This window comes from Nocardia sp. 852002-51101_SCH5132738, assembly GCF_001665695.1.
Lineage (GTDB): Bacteria > Actinomycetota > Actinomycetes > Mycobacteriales > Mycobacteriaceae > Nocardia > Nocardia nova.
The window spans coordinates 6,569-26,336 of record NZ_LZML01000172.1 but is presented as its reverse complement, the minus strand read 5'-3'; the positions used below and the strand labels follow the sequence as shown (position 1 = coordinate 26,336).

The window sequence follows — 19,768 nt, the reverse complement described above, 5'->3', positions numbered from 1 at the left end:
AGCCCGGCCGGGGTGGGACGGTCGAAGAAGTCCCGCACGTCGACCGCGATGTCGAGAGCGGCCGAGACGCGCGCGATCGCGCGGGTGGCCAGCAGCGAATTGCCGCCGCGGGCGAAGAAGTCGTCGTCGGCGCCCACTGCGTCGATGCCGAGCAGTTCGGCGAAGATCTCCGCCACCGCCCGCTCGCCCGGGGTCGCGGGTTCGCGGAATTCGCCTGCGGTGTCGCCGAATTCGGGTTTCGGCAGCGCCTTGCGATCCAGTTTGCCGTTGGCGTTGACCGGCATGCGGTCCATGGCGACGAGCAAGGACGGCACCATGTATTCCGGCAGTCGCCGCGCGGCGTCGCCGAGAATCACGCCGGAATCGAGTTCGCATCCGCCGGCCGCCACGACGTAGCCGATCAGGTGGTCGCCCGTGCTGTGCCGGTACAGCACCACCGCGGCCTGTGCCACCGATTCGTGCGCCAGCAGCGCCGCCTCGACCTCACCCAGTTCGATCCGCAGACCGCGCAGCTTCACCTGGAAGTCGCTGCGGCCCAAGTATTCCAATTCGCGCGGGCCGCCGTCGATACCGCTGTTCCAGCGCACCAGGTCGCCGGTGCGGTACATGCGGTCACCGGGCGCGCCGTGCGGGTTGGCGACGAACCTCTCGGCGGTCAGCCCCGCGCGACCGAGGTAGCCGCGGGCCAGCTGCACACCGGACAAGTACAGCTCGCCCACCACACCGTCGGGGACGGGTTGCAGATTGTCGTCGAGGACGTGCAGATCGGTGTCGTCGGCCGCGGCGCCGATCGGGACCGAGACCGTATCGGCCGCGGTCACCTCGTGGGCGGTCACGTCGACCGCGGCCTCGGTAGGCCCGTACAGATTGTGCAGGCTCGCCCCGCTCACGTCACGGAAGGCGGCGCCGGTCGCGGCGGGCAGCGCCTCACCGGAGGCGAAAACCGCACGCAGGGAGTCGATATCGCTCATCGCCTCGGCATCCGCGACCGCGGCGGCGAACACCGCCAGCATGGACGGCACGAAATGCGCGATGGTGATGTGCTTGCCGGCGATGGTCCGGATCAGATACGCCGGATCGCGATGGCCGTCCGGCGCGGCGATCACCAGCCGGGCACCGACCTGCAGGGGCCAGAAGAACTCCCACACCGACACGTCGAAGGTGAACGGGGTCTTCTGCAGCACCACATCCGCGGCGTGCATGCGGTAGCACCGCTGCCGCCAGCGCAGATTCGCCACGATGGCGCGGTGCGAGACCGCGACCCCCTTGGGCCGGCCGGTCGAACCCGAGGTGAAGATGACGTAGGCGGTGTTGTCCGGGCGTGCCGGCACCACCTCACCGGACTCCAGCACCGAGATCGAAGCCTCTGTCTCCCAGTCGAATTCGTCCACCCGCAGCACGGGCACACCGTCGAACGAGGGACTGCCGGCATGGGTGAGGACCACGACGGGCGCGGCGATCTCCAGCACGTACGCGATTCGATCGGCGGGATGTTCCGGGTCGATCGGCACGTAGGCGCCACCGGCCTTGTGGATGGCGTACATACCGATCACCAGTTCCAGCGACCGGTGCATGGACACGCCCACCCGCGCATCCGGGCCCACTCCCAGCCGGACCAGCTGCCAGGCCAGCGCGTTCGCCCGGGCGTCGAGTTCGGCGTAGGTGAGGGTGCTGCCGTCGAATTCCACCGCGACCAGACCGGGCGTGCGACGCACCTGCTCGGCGAACAGTGTGGCGAGCGTATCGGCGGGAGCCAGGCCGGGATCGAGCACATCCGCGGCCGCGGTGAGCGCGTCGTCGAGCAGATCGGAGACGGCGGCGGCCAGTGCGCCCTCCCCCGATTCCAGCAGTGCCGGCAGCCGGCCCGAGATCACCACCTGCACGAGCGCATCGGGGGTCAGCGCATCACCCATCGCCGCGGCCAGCGTGGTCAGCTCCGCGCCCAGCTCGGCATAGGTGATCGCGACGTCCGCGTGCCGGACCGCGACGCGCTGCGGTTCCAGGTCGGCGACGACCTCGATCAGGTACGGCAGATCCGCGATGCCGTAGGCGCCGCGCAGCGCGGGGTGCTCGGTGGACCGGACGGGTGTAACCGACTCTGCATGCGTCATCAGTGGGTTCCTTCCGTGGTGATCACGCCCTGTGCGCGCAGATGCAGGGCCTCGAGCATGGTGGTGAGTCCGCCGGCGCCGGCGGCGAGAACGCCGGGCAGCAGGCCGGCCAGCGCGACGTTGACCAGCGCGTCGGGAGTTGCGTTCGCGCCCATGGCCCGGCCGACGGTGACCAGTTTGTGGTGCAGTTCCGCGAATCCGATGCCGCGCCCGCCGAATTCGACGGCCAGCGAATCGGGCGCCGTTCCGGCCGCGGCGGCGATGAGATCGACCAGATCATCGGGCAGCCGGGTGGTTGCCGCGCGGCCGGTGCGGCGGTTGCGCTCCTCGGCGGTGCGAATGTCGATCGCGCGCACGGTGATCGACGGATCCGCCGCCACCGCCCGCACGATCAGCTGTAGTCGTTCGGCGAACAATCGCACCGTGCGCTCGTCGAAGATGTCGGTGGGATAGCAGAATTGCATCCGCAGCCGCTGCAGTTCACCGTCGGCGCCGAATTCCTCCAGCGCGGTGAGCTGCAGATCGAATTTCGCCTCCGGCAGCGCCGGTTCGAGCGTCTCGACCCGCAGACCGGGCAGTGTGACCGCCGTGGCCGGCAGGTTCTGGAAGGTGAACAGCACCTGGAAGATCGGCGTGTAAGCGCTGGTGCGGGTGCGGCCCAGCGCCTCCACCACCCGTTCGAACGGCACCTCGGTGCGGCCGAGCGCCGCCAGGTCGGCTTCCCGCACACTCCGCAGCAGCTCGGCGAAACTCGTTCGGGCGTCGATCTCGGTGCGCAACGTCACCGTGTTGACGAACATGCCGACCAGATCGTCGAGTTCACGTTCCCCGCGCCCGGCCACCGGCGCGCCGACGACGATGTCGGACTGTCCGGACAGCTTCGCCAGCAGCACCGCGAAGGCGGCGTGCATCGTGGAGAACAGGGTCGTCCCGTGTGCTCGCGCGACACCGGCCAGCTGCGCGACCAGCGGCTGATCGAAGGCGAAGTCGACCGTCGCACCGCGCATCTCGCGGCGGGCGGGACGCGGCCGGTCGGTGGGCAGCGCCAGCTGCTCGGGCGCGCCGGCCAGGCGGTCGCGCCAGTAGCCGAGCTGTTCGGACAGCACGCTGTCCGGGTCTGTCGCGGCGCCGAGTACGGTCCGCATCCATTCGCTGTAGTCGGCGTACTGGATCGGCAGCGGACTCCACTGGGGCGCGGTTCCGGCCAACCGGCTGGTGTAGGCCGCGATCAGATCGCGGGTCAGCGGGGCCATCGAATAGCCGTCGGCACTGATGTGGTGGACCACCACGACGAGGATGTGCTCGTCGTCGGCCACCCGCAGCAGACGCACCCGCACCGGTGGGGCGGCCGTGACGTCGAAGCCGACGGCGACGATCTCGGCGATGCGCTCGTCGATCTCGTCGCGCCGCACCGGCATCGGATCGAGGCCGACCGGCGTGGCGGGCAGCACCTCCTGCACCGGTTCCGGTTCGCCGGAGGTGGTGCGGGCTTCCGGATACCGGGTGCGCAGGATGTCGTGGCGCTGCACCAGATCCGCGAGCGCGGCCCGGAGGGCGTCGAGTTCCAGCGTCCCGGTCAGGCGCAACGCGACCGGCACGTGATAGGCGGCCGAATCCGGGGCGAGCCGGTTCAGCACCCACATCCGCTGCTGGGCGAGCGACAGCGGTACCGGCGCGCCGGTGGTCCGCGGCCGCAGCGGTGGACGGACATCCCGCTCGGCCGCATCGATCCAGGCGGCCAGCGCCGCGACGGTCGGCGCGGTGAAGACCGCGGCGACCGGCACCCGCACGCCCGAGGCCGCACCCAGCCGCGCGGCCAGGCGGGCGGCCGCGAGCGAGTTGCCGCCGAGTTCGAAGAAGTCGGTGTCGGCGCCGATGGGCGACTCGCCGTCGGCGGACCGCCCGACGATATCGGCGAATTCCGCCGCCACCAGGCGTTCGGTCTCGGTATCGGGCGCCCGGAACTCGGCCTCGGACAGCACCGGGGCGGGCAGCCGGTCGCGGTCGACCTTGCCGTTGGCGTTGAGCGGCAGCGCGTCCAGCACCACCACGGCCGCGGGCACCATGTATTTCGGCAGTTCGCTGCCGAGCGCCGCGCGCAGCGTGCCCGCGTCGACATCGGCGCCGGGCACCGCCGCGTAGGCGATCAGGCGCGGTCCCGCGTTGCCGTCGGTGCGGGCCACCGCGACCGCGGCCTCGACGCCGGGCCGGCGCAGCAGGGCCGCCTCCACGTCGCCGAGTTCGATCCGGAAACCACCGATCTTGACCTGGAAGTCGGCCCGCTCCAGATACTCGAGCAGCCCGTCGGCGCGGCGGCGCACGATATCGCCCGTGCGGTACATGCGGCCGCCGTGGAAGGGATCGGCGACGAAACGGCCCGCCGTGAGCGCCGGTTGTTCCGCATAACCGCGGGCCAGCTGGTCGCCGGCCAGATACAGCTCGCCGGGCACGCCCGGCGGCACCGGCCGCAGCCGCCGATCGAGCACATAGGTCCGGCTGTTCCACACCGGCGCGCCGATCGGCACCACCGGCTCCGGATCGGCGCCGACCCGGTGCGAGGTGATCGAGACGGCGGTTTCGGTGGGACCGTAGAGGTTGAACAGCGTTGCGTCGCAGCGGGTTCCGAACTGGCGCGCCGTCGACTGCGGCAGCGCCTCACCGATCGCGAGGACGGCCCGCACCGTCTGCGGCAAGCCGATCTCGTCGGCCAGCAGCATGCCCAGCAGCGAGGGCACCGTGAACAGGATGCTCACCCGGTGCCGCCGCATGAGCTCGCGCAGGTGGTCGGGATCGCGTTCGCTGCCCGGCTCGCTGATCACCAGGACTCCGCCGCTGACCAGCAGCGACCAGAACTCCCATACCGACAGGTCGAAGGTCGCGGGCGTCTTGAGCAGCGCGCGGTCGGCACTGTCGATGCCGAATTCGCTACGCAGCCACAGCAATTGGTTGACGATCGCGCCGTGCGAGATCGCCACGCCCTTGGGGCGTCCGGTGGAGCCGGAGGTGAACACGACGTAGGCGGTATTCGACGGCCGCAGCGGCGCGAGCCGATCGGCGGCGGTGATCGGCGTGCCCGGATACGCGGACAGATCCGTACCGGGATCCACCGTCGCGATGTCGTCACCCACGCCCGGCACCGCACCGCCGCCCAGGACGCACACCGGCCGCGCGGTCTCGACGATCTGCGCGATCCGATCGGCCGGATGGTCGGGATCGATCGGCACATAGGCGCCGCCGGCCTTGGCCACCGCGAACATGGCGATCACCAGATCGACCGAACGGCGCAGCGCCAGCACCACAGTCGTCTCCGGGCGCACGCCGAGGCCGATGAGGTGACGGGCCAGGCGGTTGACCCGGACGTCGAAGTCGCGATAGCTCAGTTCGGCGCCGGCCGCGTCGATCAGCGCCACCGCCGCGGGATTCGCGGCGACCCGGGCATCGAACAGATCCACCAGCGTCGCCTCGGGAACCTCCCGCGCGGTCCGATTGCCGTCCTCGATCACGAACCGGTACTGCTGCTCACCGAGCAGGTCGAGATCGCGAATCCGGGTCGCGGGCGCGGCGGCCACCGCATGTAGGACGCGGTTCACCTGCGCGGCGATCCGCTCGGCGGTCTCGGCGGTGAACAGATCGGTCGCATAGCCGAGAGCCAGCTCGATGCCGGCCGGGACTCCGGACTCGGTGTGGTGGTCGACGGCGAACAGATGCAGATCGAATTGCGCTGTCGTGCTGTCGGATTCGACCTCGGTGACGGTCAGGCCGGGTAGTCGCAGGGTGGCGCGATCGTGGTTCTGGAACGACAGACCCACCTGCACCAGCGGATGCCGAGCGGTCGAGCGGCGCGGATTCAACACCTCGACGAGGCGTTCGAACGGCACATCGGTATGCGAGAGCGCGGCGATATCGGTGGCGCGCACGCCGTCGAGCAGCGTGTCGAAGCGCGCGTCCACATCGACCGCGGTCCGCAACACCACGGTGTTGACGAACATGCCGATGACCTCGTCCAGCGCGGCGTCGTTACGCCCCGCGACGGGCGTGCCCACCGCGATGTCGCCGGTATCGCAGAGCCGGGCCAGCACCGCCGCGAACGCCGCGTGCACGACCATGAACACCGTGGCGCCGGCGCTGCGGCCCACGCCGGCCAGCTGCCGGTGCACCGCGGCGTCGACGGCGAATTCGACGCGGCGGCCGTGCAGGCTCTGCCGGGCCGGGCGAGGCCGGTCGGTCGGCAGGTCGAGCTGATCCGGCAGCCCGGCCAGCGTCTCGCGCCAGAACGCGATCTGCCGGGCGGCCACCGATTCCGCGTCGTCCTCGGCGCCCAGCAGACGCTTCTGCCACAGCGCGTAGTCGGCGTACTGGATCGGCAGCGGCGACCAGCCGGGCCCGTCGGACCGGACCCGTGCCTCGTAGGCGCGCATCAGATCGGCGACGAACGGCACGATCGAGGATCCGTCGGCGCAGATGTGATGCAGCACCGCCGCGAGCACATGCTCGTCGGGGGCGAGTTCGAACACCCGCACCCGCACGGGCACGTCGGCGGTGACGTCGAATCCGGTGCCGAACAACTCCCGGATTCGTTGCGGCAGTGCGTCTTCGGCGACCGGTACGGCCGTCGTGTCGATGTGGACCCGCTCGACCGGCAAGATCACCTGCGCCGGTTCGCCGCCGATCTCGGGGTAGACGGTACGCAGCGATTCGTGCCGCGCCACGACATCACGCAGTGCCGCGGCGAGGGCCTGCTCGTCCAGGTCGCCGGACAGGCGCAGCGCGAGCGGAATGTTGTAGGCGGCCGAGGCGCGGTCGAACCGGTTGAGGAACCACATCCGCTGCTGCGCCGGCGAGAGCGGCAGCCGGACCGGGCGCGCACCGACGACCAGGGCCGGCCGGTCACCGCCCGTCAGTGCCGCCACCGCGAGATCGGCGACCCGCGGATTCTCGAACAGCGTGCGCACCGGGACGCTCACACCCAGGGCCGCGCCGATGCGGGCGACGGCCTTGGCCGCCGAGAGCGAGCTGCCGCCGAGGGCGAAGAAGTCGTCGTCGGCGCCCACCGCCCGGTCGGTGCCGAGTTCGCCGAGCACCTCGGTGAACACATCGGCCACGATCTGCTCGGCGGCGGTCGCCGGCCGGCGGTAACCGACCGTCTCGAACACCGGCGCCGGAAGGGCGCGCACGTCGAGCTTTCCGTTGACGGTCAACGGAATTCGGTCGACCGCGACCACGGCGGCCGGAACCATGTGCTCGGGCAGCCGCTCGGCGACCGCGCGGCGCACCGACGCCACGTCGAGGTCGGCGCCCACCGCATATCCGACGATCCGGGCCTCGGCTCCGTCGTCCGCGCGGACCACGACCGCGGCCTGTGCCACCGCGTCCACCGCCATCAGCGCGGCCTCGATCTCGCCGAGTTCCACCCGGAAGCCGCGCAGGTTGACCTGGTGGTCGGCGCGTCCCAGATATTCGAGGTCACCGGTCGCGGTCCACCGCGCGAGGTCACCGGAGCGGTAGGCGAGTGAACCCGCCGTCCCGTAGGGGTCGGCCACGAAGCGCCCCGCGGTCAAGGCGGGCCGCCGCAGATATCCGCGGGCGAGTTGTCCGCCGGAGACGTAGATTTCGCCCGGCACACCCACCGGCACCGGCCGCAGCCGCGAATCGAGCAACCGCACGGTCAGACCCGGCAGGGCGCCTCCGATCACCCCGGCCGCACCGGTGCGCGCGTCGATCGGCCGGAACGACACGTGCACCGTCGTCTCGGTGATGCCGTACATATTGATCAGCCGCGGTGTGTGCGGATACCGCGCCAACCAGTCCCGCAGCCGCGCCGGCTCCAGCGCTTCGCCGCCGAAGATCACACAGCGCAGCCGGTAGTCGGCCGGAGCGTCGGCCAGGTCCGCGCTCATCAGCTGGTAGAACGCCGAGGGCGTCTGGTTGAGGACCGTCACGCCCTCATCGATCAGCAGCTCCCGGAATTGCTGCGGCGACCGGGAGGTGAAGTAGTCGACGACCACGATCCGGCCGCCGTGCAGCAGCGCACCCCACAGTTCCCACACCGAGAAGTCGAAGGCGTAGGAGTGGAACAGCGTCCACACATCGGAGTGGTCGAAACCGAATCGCTCGCGGGAATTGTCCAGCAGCCGAATCACATTGGCGTGCGGAATCTGCACACCCTTGGGTCGGCCGGTGGAACCGGAGGTGTAGATGACGTAGGCGGTGTTGTCCGGGCGCAGCGGCGAGCGGCGGTCGGCATCGGTGATCGGCGCGGTGTCCAGCTCCTGCCAGGACACGGTGTCCAGGTCGATTACCGGGCCGTCGAACCAGCCGCGGGCCGGGCCGTCCGTACCGGTGATCGCGCACACCGGCCGGGCGTCGGCGAGGATGTATTCGATCCGGTCGCCGGGGTAGTCCGGATCGATCGGCAGATAACCGGCGCCGGATTCGACGACCGCGAGCAGTGCGACGATCAGGTCGGCCGAGCGTGGCAGCGCCACGGCGACAAGTGTTTCCGGACCGGCGCCGGCCGCGATCAGGCGCCGGGCGAGGCCGTGGGCCCGGTCCTCGAGTTCGCCGTAGGTGAGGGCCGCGTCGCCGGCCCGCACCGCGACGGCCGTTCGGTCCGCCCGCGCGGCCGCCGCGAAACGCGCTGCGATGGTGGTCGTTTCGGAACGATCGTCGCCGCTGACGGACCATTCGTACAGCGCGCGATGCTGTTCCTCGGCGCTGAGCAACTGGATGTCGCCGACCACGACGGTGTGGTCGTGGCTGACCGCGGCCAGCACCTGCTCGAAGCGCCGGGCCAGCTCCGCGATCGTCGACGCATCGAAAAGATCGGCGGCATAGGTGATCTCGACCGACATCCCGCCCGCACGACCGTCGTCGTCGATGGACTCGACCAGCGTGAACTGGAGGTCGAACGCGACGGCGGCCGCGTCGACCGCCTCGGGCGTGACGTGCAGCCCCGCCAACTCGACCTCGGGCAGGGTGAAGTTCTGGAAGGTCAGCGCCACCTGGAACAGCGGATGACGGCTCGCCGTGCGGGCCGGCGCCAGCATCTCCACCACCTGCTCGAACGGCACGTCCACCTGCGACAGGGCCGAAATATCCTGCGCGCGAACGGTATCGAGCACGGTGTGGAAGTGCTCACGACTGTCGATCTCGCTGCGCAACACGATGGTGTTGACGAACATGCCGACCATCGCGTCCAGCGCGGCCTCGCCGCGCCCGGCCACCGGGGTGCCGATCGCGATATCGGAGGTGCCCGACATGCGCGACAGCAGCACCGCCAGCGCGGCATGCACCGTGCTGAACAGGGTGGTCTCGTGTTTGCGGGCCAGTTCGCCCAGTTCGCTGTGCAGATCGGAGTCGATCTGGAAGCGGTGGCTGCCACCGCGGTACGACGGTGTCGCGGGACGCGGCCGATCGGTGGGCAGGTCCAGCTGTTCCGGCAGCCCGGCCAGGCGGGTGCGCCAGAATTCGCGCTGGCGGGACAGTTCGGATTCCGGATCGGCCGGATCGCCGAGGACTTCCGCCTGCCACAGCGTGTAGTCGCGGTAGCGCACCGGCAGGTCCTGCCAGCCGGGCGCGCGTCCGTCGCGGCGCGCGGCGTACGCGGCCGTCACATCCGCGGCCAAGGGGCCCAGGGAAAGGCCGTCCGCGCAGATGTGATGCAGGACCAGCAGCAGTACGTGATGATCAGCGGACAGCGCGAAAAGCTCGGCGCGCAAGCCGGTTTCGACGGTGAGGTCGAATTCGGTGGCGCAGATCCCGGCGATGCGCTCGGCCAGCGTCTGCTCGCTCACCGCGGCCACGCGCAACGCCGGGATGTGCGCCGCGGCGGGCTCGACGACCTGCACCGGCCCGTCCGCGGTATCGGGGTAGCGGGTGCGCAACGTCTCGTGCCGCTCCACCACATCGGCCAGGGCCGCGCGCAGGGCGTCGATATCCAGTGCTCCGCGCAATCGCAGCGCCAGCGGGATGACGTCGACCGCGGCGGCCGCCCGCTCGTCGGCGCGGAAGCGGTTGAGGAACCAGATCCGCCGCTGTGCCGCCGAGAGCGGCACCTGCTCCGGCAGCGTGCGCGCGGTCAGCGGCGCGCGCGCACCGGTGCCGGCCAGCAGCTCGGCCCGCGCCGCCAGCTCGGTCACCGTGGTGGCCTCGAACAGCAGGCGAACCGGCAGCTGCGTGTCCAGAGCGGCGCCGATGCGGGCCAGCACCTGGGTGGCGAGCAGCGAATTGCCGCCGAGGTCGAAGAAATCGTCGTCGCGCCCTACGCGCTCGGCGCCCAGCACCTCCGCGAAGACCTCGGCGACCACGGCTTCGGCCGCCGTCGCCGGCGCGTGATATTCGCGCGCCTGCCAGACCGGATCGGGCAGGGCGCCGCGGTCCAGCTTGCCCGAGCCGTTGAGCGGGAACGCGTCGAGTACGACGTAGGCCGCGGGGAGCATGTAGGCCGGTAGTCGCTGCGCCAGTGTGGCTTTCACCGCGTCGATATCGATGCCTGCGCCGTCGGCGGGCAGCAGATACGCGACCAGCCGGTCACCGGTCTGCGGATCGTGGCGAACGATCACCACGGCCTGTGCGATCTCGGGCACGGCGGTGAGCGCCGCTTCGATCTCGCCCAATTCGATGCGCAGGCCGCGCACCTTGACCTGAAAGTCGGTGCGGCCCAGATACTCCAGTTCACCACGCGGGTTCCACGCCACCAGATCGCCGGTGCGGTAGAGCCGCTCCCCGGTACCGAACGGATCGGCCACGAACCGTTCGGCGGTGATGTCGGGGCGGCCGACGTACCCTTCGGCCAGTTGCGTGCCGGCCAGGTACAGCTCACCGGCGACGCCCACCGGCACCGGCCGCAGCCGCGCGTCCAACACGTACAGCCGGGTGTTGAACACCGGGCGGCCGATCGGCACGGTCGCGGTGTCGGTGTCGACGACCTCGTGGCCAGTGACGTCGACCGCGGCCTCGGTCGGCCCGTAGAGGTTGTGCAGTCGCGCACCGGTGACCGCCCGCAGGCGCTGCGCGACCTCCGCGGGTAGCGCCTCACCGGAGGCGAACACCGTCCGCAGCGAACCCGACCGCGCGTGCGCGAGGAACACCGCGAGCATCGAGGGCACGAAATGCGCCACCGAAACGTGTTCGGCGCGAATCAGTTCGGCGAGGTAGGCGGGGTCGCGATGGCCGTCGGGCCGGGCCACCACGAGCCGGGCGCCGACCTGCAACGGCCAGAAGAACTCCCACACCGACACGTCGAAGGTCGCCGGAGTCTTCTGCAGTACGACGTCGGCGGCGGCCAGTTCGTACTCGGCCTGCATCCACACCAGCCGGTTCACGATCGCCCGGTGGCTCACCGCCACACCCTTGGGTTTGCCCGTCGAGCCCGAAGTGAAGATGACATAGGCGGGATGGCCCGGCCGCAGCGGTCGCAGCCGGTCGGCGTCGGTGAGCGGCGCCGACGAGTAGTCGCCGGTGTCGAACAGGTCGATATCGAGGACCGCGCAGTGACTGACCAGACCGCTCGTATCGAGATCGAGCCCATCGGTGGAGCGGGTCAGCACGCACACCGGCCGCGCGGTGCGCAGTACGTCACCGATGCGCCGGGCGGGATGGTCGGGGTCGAGCGGTACGTAGGCGGCGCCCGCGGCGACCACCGCGTACATGGCGACCACCAGATCGTCGCTGCGGCGGATGCCCAGGGCCACCGTGCGGCCGGGGCCGACGCCGATCGAAACCAGCAGCCGCGCCAGTCGATTCACCCGCGCCGAGAAGCCGGCATAGGTCCATTCGGCGCCCTCGAAGCGCAGGGCGACGGCATTCGGGCTGCGCCGCGCCTGCTCGGCGAACAGGTCGGCCAGTGTGGTCGCCGGCACCTCGTGGGCGGTGTCGTTCCATGCGCCGAGGATTTCTTCGCGTTCGGCGGCCGACATCGGTTCGATATCGCCGATGGGCCGTTCCGGCTGTGCGAGGAGGGCTTCCAGTACCAGGCGGAACCGGCGCGCGAATCCCGCGACGGTCGGCTCGTCGAACAGGTCCGTCGCATATTCGAAGACCGCCGCCAGGCTGCCGTCGGCCGCTTCCTCGGCCGTCAGGTGCAGGTCGAATTTGGCGGTGCCGGAATCGAGTTCGAGCGTCGTCGCGCGCAGCCCCGGCAGTCGCGGTTCGCCGGCGGCGGCCTGGCGCAGATCCAGCATCACCTGGAACAGCGGGTGCCGGGCCGCCGAGCGCATCGGATTCAGCACCTCGACCAGACGCTCGAACGGAACGTCGCGGTGGGCGAAGGCGCGCAGGTCGCCCTCGCGCACGGCGTCGAGCAGTGCGATGAACGAGGACTCGGGCGCGACGTCGGCGCGCAGCACCAGCGTATTGACGAACATGCCGACCAGATCGTCGAGCGCGGCCTCACCCCGGCCGGCGATCGGCGTGCCGATCGCGATATCGCGCTGCCCGGACAGTTTCGCCAGCACCACCGCGAAGGCGGCGTGCAGCGCCATGAAGAAGGTGGCGCCGGTCCGCTCGGCCCGCTCACGCAGCGCGGAGACGGTCTCGGCGGGCACCGCGAAGCGGTATCGGGCGCCGCGGCCCGTCGCCGTCGCCGGCCGCGGCCGATCGCCCGGCAGGGCCAGCACGTCGGGCAGGCCCGCCAGTTCGCCTGCCCAGAACCGGATCTGCTCGGCGATGGGTGAATTCGGATCGTCCTCGGAGCCGAGCACGGCCCGCTGCCAGAGCGCGAAGTCGGCGTACTGCACGGGCAGCGGCAGCCACTGCGGCGCCCGGCCGGCCGTGCGCGCGGCATAGGCCTGCATCAGATCCCGCGTCAGCGGCGCGATCGACCAGCCGTCCGCGGCGATGTGGTGAATGGAGACGACGAGCACGTGCACATCGGCGGCGCTACGCAGCAGCGCCGTCCGAATCGGCGCCTGGTCGCGCACCGCGAAGGCGACGGCCGCCTCGGCCCGCAGGCGCTGCGCCAACTCGTCCTCGGGCACCGGCTGCGGCGCCAGGTCGACCACCACGTCCGCCGGGTCGAGTACCTGCTGGAAGGGCACGCCGTCGACGGCGGGATACCGGGTACGCAGGGCCTCGTGCCGCGCCAGCACATCACGCACCGCCGCGGCGAGGGCGGTGACATCCAGCTCGCCCCGCAGCCGGATGGCGGTGGTCAGATTGTCGACCGCCGATTCGGTGTCGAACTGGTTGCGGAACCACATCCGCTGCTGCGCGTAGGACAGCGGCAGCCGCTCCGGCCGTGGTCCGGCGGTCAACGCGCGATGCCGGCGGGGAGACGAATCCCGCAGTCGCCGGGCAAGATTCGCGACCACCGGGTTCTCGAACAGCAGGCGCACCGCGACCTCGCGGTCCAGCGCCTCGGCCAGCCGGGCCGACACCTGGGTCGCCACCAGCGAATTGCCGCCGAGGGCGAAGAAGTCGTCGTCGAGCCCGACCTGTTCGGCACCCAGCACAGCGGCGAAGACCGCCGCCACGGCCTTCTCCTCGGCGCTCTCCGGCGCACGGAACCGTTCGGTGGCCAGTACCGGATCGGGAAGGGCGGCGCGATCGAGTTTGCCGGAGGCCGTCAGCGGCATGGCCGCCAGCGCGACGTAGGCGCTGGGCACCATGTACGACGGCAGCCGATCCCGCAGCCTGCTTTCGGCGAGGGTCCGCGGATCGCCGTCGCACACCGCATAGGCCACCAGCAGATCGCCGGCCCGATGCCGGTACACCCGCACCGCTGCCGCGTCGATGCCGGGCGTGGCCAGCAGCGCCGCCTCGATCTCGCCCAGTTCGATGCGCTGGCCCCGCACCTTCACCTGGAAGTCGCTGCGCCCCAGATATTCCAGATCCCCGTTGCGGAGGCGGCGCACCAGGTCGCCGGTGCGGTACATGCGAGCACCCGCGGGGCCGAACGGATCGGCCACGAATCGCTGGGCGGTCGCACCGGTCCGGCGGTGGTACCCCCGGGCGACCTGCGCACCGGACAGGTACAGCTCGCCGATCACCAGATCGGGGACGGGCCGCAGCTGCCGGTCGAGCACCAGAATGTGGCTGTCGCGCACCGGCTTACCGATCGGCGCGGGACCGATGCGGTCCGGCGCAACCGGCGCGTGGGTGGCGTGCACGGTGAATTCCGTGGGCCCGTACAGATTGTGCACGGCGGCATCGCTCACCGCGGCGAACGCCCGCACGGCCTCTCCGTTGAGGGCCTCGCCGGCGACGAGAACACACCGCAGCGTGCGGATATCGGCCGGTGTCACGGTGTTCGCGAAAGTCGCCAGCAGCGACGGTACGAACGAGATCATGGTCACGGCGTGCCGGGCGATGGTCGCGGCCAGATACGCGGTGTCGCGATGCCCGTCGGGCGCGGCGACCACCAGCCGCGCTCCGCTGCCGAGCGGCGCGAACAGCTCCCATACCGAAACGTCGAAGGTCGCCGGGGTCTTGAACAGCACCACGTCCCGCTCACCGATCCCGTATTCAGCGGCGATCCAGGCGATCTGGTTGTCGAGCGAACCGCGCTGGACGGCAACGCCTTTCGGCGTTCCGGTGGAGCCGGAGGTGAAGATGACGTACGCGGTGTCGGCCGACCGCACCGGGGCGATCCGGTCGGCGTCGGTGAGCGGGCGATCGGACAGGCCGTCGAGCTCGAGCGCATCGATCGCGATTCGCGGAAGGTCCAGATCGGGCGCATCCCCGGCGGTCAGCATGCATACCGGCGCGGCGGTCTCGGCCATCTGCCGCAACCGGGCCGTCGGCTGATCCGGGTCGACCGGTACGTACGCCCCGCCGGCGGCCAGCACGGCGTAGGCGGCGATCACCAACTCGGCCGACCGGCGCATCCCCAGGACGACCAGCGACTCCGGGCCGACGCCCGCGCCGACGAGATGGCGGGCCAGGCGGTTGATCCGCGCCGACAGTTCGGCGTACGTGTATTGCCGCTCGCCGTCGACCACGGCCACCGCATCGGGCCGCAGGAGGGCCTGCCGCTCGAACGCGGTGAGCACGTCGGGAGCCGTTTCCCCCGCGCCGCGGCGGCCGGCGTCGATCGTGCGCCGCAACTCGGCGGCGTCGAGCAGCGGCAGCCGGCCCACCACACGAGTGGGCTCGGCGACCACCTGGACGAGCAGTTGCCGCCACCACCGCGCATACGCCGCGATGGTGTCCGACTCGAAAAGATCTGTGGCGTAGGTGAACTCCGCCGTGATCCCCGCCGGTGCCGGACCTTCCCCGGGACCGGCACCGGCGAAGCTTTCGGTGACCGTCAGTTGAAGGTCGAACTTGGTCACCGCCGTGTCCAGGGTACTCGTCCGCACGGACAATCCGGGTAACTCGACGGCGATGTCCTGAGTGTCGGCCACACCCAGCATCACCTGGAACAACGGGTGGCGGGCCTGCGAACGGACCGGGTTCAGCGCCTCCACCAACTGTTCGAACGGCAGATCGGCGTGCGCGAAGGCGCCCAGGTCCACCGCCCGGACCCGTTGCAGCAGAGCGGTGAACGGTTCGTCGGCCGCCACTCGGGTGCGCAGCACCAGCGTGTTGACGAACATGCCGATCAGATCGTCGAGTTCGCGGTGACCACGCCCGGCCACCGGAGTGCCGATCACGATGTCGTCGCCGCCCGAGATCCGCGCGAGCAGCGCGGCCAGCGCGCCGTGCAGCACCATGAAGGTCGAAACACCTTGGGCACGGGCGAGTTCGGAGATCGCCGCGTGCAGGTCCGCGGGTAGGTCGAAGCGATAGGTGGCGCCCCGGCCGGCGGCCACCGCGGGCCGCGGCCGATCGGCGGGCAGGTCCAGCTGGTCGGGAATACCCGCCAGCGTGTGCGCCCAGTAGCCGAGCTGCTGGGCGGCCAGGGATTCGGGATCTTCGGAGATACCGAGCCGATCCCGTTGCCACAGCGCGTAATCGGCGTACTGCACCGCCGGCAGCGCCTCGGGGGCGTCGATACCCGACCGGCGGCGGGTATAGGCCGCGGCCACATCCCGCGCCAGCACCGGCAGCGAGAGTCCGTCCGCGGCGATGTGGTGCAGCACGATCGCCAGCGCGACATCATCGGCGGCGAGTTCGAAAATCGTCGCTCGCAACGGGATTTCGGCGGTCAGATCGAACCCGCGTGCCGCCAGGCGCGTCAACTCCGCGTCGAGGCCCTCCGCCGCAACGGTTTCCACCGCGAAGGACTCCGGCCCGACCTGCCCGGCGGGGAGAATATGCTGCCGGGCCACGAGCTCGTCGTCCGCCGGAAAGACGGTGCGCAACACCTCGTGGCGGGCCACCACATCGGCCAGGGCCGCTCGCAGGGCCTCGGTGTCCACCGCGCCGGTCATCCGGACCACGAACGGCATGTTGTAGCCGGCGCTGTCCTCCTCGAACCGGTTGAGGAACCAGATGCGCTGCTGCGCGGGCGAGAGCGGCAGCACCTGCGGTCGCGGCCCGGCGACCGGCCCGGCGCTCTCGTGCATGTCCTCGGTTTCGAAGGCGCGGTCGATCAGCTCGGCCAGCGCCTCGACCGTGGTGGCCTCGAACAGTTCCCGCACGGTCAGCGCGCAGCCGAGGTCGGCGTTCAATCGTGCCGCCACCTGCGTCGCGACCAGCGAATTACCGCCCAGGGCGAAGAAGTCGTCGTCGAGTCCGAGGCGCTCACGGCCGAGCACCTCACCGAACACCTCGGCGACCGCCCGCTCCGAGACCGACTGCGGGCGGCGGTACTGTCCGGCCGTCCGCTCGGGCGCGGGAAGCGCGGCCCGATCGAGTTTGCCGGAGGCGTTGACCGGCAGCGATGCCAGCATCACATATGCCGCCGGCACCATATAGCCGGGCAACTCGCGCGCGGCCGCGCCGCGCACGCGCGCCACGTCGACCGCGCCGGCGGTGGTCTCGACCAGATAGGCCACCAGTTGCGCACCGGTGCCGGCATCGTCGCGCACCACGACCACCGCGCGCGCGACCCCGGGCACCGCGCCGAGCACCGCTTCGATCTCGCCGAGTTCGATCCGCAGCCCGCGCAGTTTGACCTGAAAATCGGTGCGGCCCAGATACTCGAGCTCACCGTCGGCCGTCCAGCGGACCAGATCCCCGGTGCGATACATCCGCGCCCCGGGGCCGGCCTCCGTCTCACTGTCCGCGAACGGATCGGCGACGAACCGTTCGGCGGTCAGCTCCGGCCTCCCGACGTAGCCCCGGGCGAGCTGAACCCCCGACAGATACAGCTCACCCGGAACGCCGACGGGCACCGGCTGCAACCGTGCGTCGAGCACGTACAGCCGGGTGTTGAAAACCGGTGCGCCGATCGGCACACCGGTGGTATCGAGCGGGCCCACCTGATGCGCGGTGACATCGACCGCTGCCTCGGTGGGTCCGTACAGATTGTGCAGCCGCGCGCGCGGCGCCGCGGCCCGCAGTCGCTGCGCCAGCGGTCCGGGCAACGCCTCACCGGACGCGAACACCGCACGCAGCGAACTCAATTCGGAGGCGTCGACCACGCCGCCGAGGAAGGCCGCCAGCATCGAAGGCACGAAATGCGCGATGGTGACACCGAATTCGGCGATCACCGCGCGCAGGTAGGCCGGGTCGCGATGCCCGTCGGGCGTCGCCAGCACCAGGCTCGCGCCGACCTGCAACGGCCAGAAGAACTCCCACACCGACACGTCGAACGTGGCGGGGGTCTTCTGCAGGACGACGTCCGCGGCGGTGAGCCGGTAGGCGCTCTGCATCCAGACCAGCCGGTTGACGATCGCGGCATGGGTGACCGCGACGCCCTTCGGCCGCCCGGTGGAGCCGGAGGTGAAGATGACGTACGCGGGATGCTGCGGCCGCAGCGGCGAGATCCGCTCGGCGTCGGTCACCGGCCCCGCGGACAGCGCCGACAGGTCCAGTTCGTCGATGTCGATCCACCGGGTGTCACCGTCGCCGTGATCGCCGGCGGTGGTCAGCACGCAGACCGGCTTCGCGGTCTCGAGCACGTAGCCGATGCGTTCGGCGGGATGGTCGGGGTCCAGCGGCACATACGCCGCACCCGCCGCCAGTACCGCGTACATCGCGACCACGAGCTCCGGGGAACGCCGAATATGCAGCGCCACCGTGGTTTCCGGTCCGGCGCCGCGCGCGATCAGATAGCGCGCGAGCCGGTTGACCTCGGCCGCGAACCCGGCGTAGCCGAGGGTCCGCGATCCGCGCAGCGCGACGGCCTCCGGGGTCCGCGCCGCCTGGCGCTCGAACATCGACACCAGGGTCGCGTCCGCACCCGCAAGCGCGGCGATATCCACCTCGGTGGCATTCCAGATCCGGAGGCTGACCTCACGCTCCAGATCGGTCGTGACCGCGACCGACGACAGCGGCCGCTCGGGATCGAGGTCGACCAGCCGCTCCAGGAACCGCACGAAGCGGGCGTGATGGCGGGCGATGTCGTCGGCGCGGTACAGATTCGGGTTGGCCTCGAAGTCGACGTGCACCCGGTCGCTGTCGCCGTAGTAGACGTTGAGGCTCATATCCTCGACCGGCCCGGTCGAGAGCACGTGGTAGCGGCCGGTGGTATCGCCCAGGGTCAGGTCACTGCGGAACAGCATGATGTTGGCCAGTGGCCCGAACAGCGCGCGGCGGGTGGCCAGGCCTTCCATGCCGGCGTCGCGGCGGATGTCCTCGTGCCGGTAGCGCTGATGCCGCAGGGCCCCGGCCACCTCGACCCGGGTCTGCTGCAACAGCTGCGCCCAGGTGGCCTGCCCGACCCGCAACCGCAGCGGGACGATATTGGAGAGCATGCCGGCCGAGCGCCGCATGACGGCCGTCGTGCGGGCGGTCACCGGCAGGCTCAGCACCGCCTCGTCGCGTCCGGTCAGCCGGGCCAGATAGGCCGCGAAGGCCGCGAGCAACACCACGGCCGCAGTCGAATCATGCGCTGTCGCAAGGTCGTTCATTCGGGTGGCGATCTTGTCCGGCAGCCGGCGGCCGTAGACCAGGTTTCCGGCCGCGCGGGGTGCGCTGCGGCCGTTGAGCGTGGTCGCGCCGTCCAGATCGCGGACCCGCTCGCCCCAGTACCCGCGATCGGAGCCGAACCGGGTGCTGTCGCGGTAGCCGCGTTCACCCTCGACCAGCGATTCGAGGCTGCCGGCCTTGGCGGGTTCGGGTTCGATGCCGCGCAGCTCGGCGGTGTAGCGCTCGGCGACGCGCATGGTGTTGGTCAGGGCGCCGAATCCGTCGAGAACGATGTGGTGGGCGCGCAGATACCAGAACCAGCGCCGTTCACCGACCCGCAGCACGGCGCCGGCGAACAGCCGGTCCGTCAGCAGATCCACCGGCCGCGTGTAGTCCGCGCGCATCCAGTCGTGGGCCGCCGCGACCGGATCGGGGGCGTCGCGCAGATCGACCGGCACGATGTCGACGGGTAGCCGCGGGTCCACGCACTGATACGGCTCGCCGTCGACTTCGCCGAGCCGCACCACCGTGGACCCGAACTCCCGGGCCGCCTCGACCGAGACCTTTTGCAGCACTTCGACATCGAGGTCTCCGTGCATGTCGACGTACTGGGCGATGTTGATCGGAGTCCGCGGATCGAGCAGCTGGGCGTACCAGACGCCGAGCTGCGCCGGCGTCAACGGGAACGGCGACGGATCCGATGTGATCTCGGCGCCGTGACCTTCACCCGGACCGAAACCGCTCAACTCCGAACTCTGCAC

General features: G+C 70.9%; 2 protein-coding genes (1 of these 2 only partly in view). Both read right to left on the bottom strand.

Annotation, left to right across the window (positions count from 1 at the left end):
* The coding region annotated (locus A5789_RS26085; RefSeq protein ID WP_156747549.1) for a non-ribosomal peptide synthetase crosses the window boundary (this coding region is incomplete at its 3' end): on the bottom strand, nucleotides 1-2,111 show 2,111 of its 10,923 nt. The annotated region extends 8,812 nt beyond the left edge of the window.
* A complete protein-coding gene (locus tag A5789_RS26080; protein ID WP_064927381.1) occupies nucleotides 2,111-19,768 on the bottom strand; it encodes a non-ribosomal peptide synthetase in 17,658 nt (5,885 codons plus the stop codon). The genes A5789_RS26080 and A5789_RS26085, both read right to left, overlap by 1 nt.